The organism is Bradyrhizobium sp. NBAIM08 (assembly GCF_020193935.1).
GTDB lineage: Bacteria > Pseudomonadota > Alphaproteobacteria > Rhizobiales > Xanthobacteraceae > Bradyrhizobium > Bradyrhizobium yuanmingense.
Map to the genome: position 1 here is coordinate 1 of NZ_JADYVR010001097.1, position 396 is coordinate 396.

Consider the following 396-nt stretch of genomic DNA (forward strand, 5'->3'; position numbering starts at 1 on the left):
GCCCACTTCGTTCACCCCCACGATCTCTCCCGCCGGATTGACCAGCGGGCCGCCGCTGTTGCCCGGATAAATCACCGCGTCATGACCGATCCATCGCACCAGTTCACCCACGCTCTCGCCGTCCAGCGTCAGTCCCACCTGATGGCGCGGCACGATCATCGCGGTGTTCGCGACAATGCCGCGGGTCACCGACTGGGACAATCCGCCCGGACTCCCCATCGCAAAAACCACATCACCCGTCCTTAGCAGGTCGCTGTCGCCAAATTCTGCCACCGCCAGCGGCTGGTCTTTGAATCGCCGCGTGGCCAAATCAAGCTTCAACACCGCCAGATCCGAAAGCGGATCCGTCCCCACCAGCGTGGCATCGACCTCATCGCGGTTCGACAGTGTGCACAC

General features: G+C 63.1%; 1 protein-coding gene. It reads right to left on the bottom strand.

Annotated features, from left to right (window positions below):
• Positions 1-396: S1C family serine protease (locus I6F37_RS43645; protein ID WP_225154931.1), on the bottom strand; the 396-nt coding region annotated here is incomplete at both ends.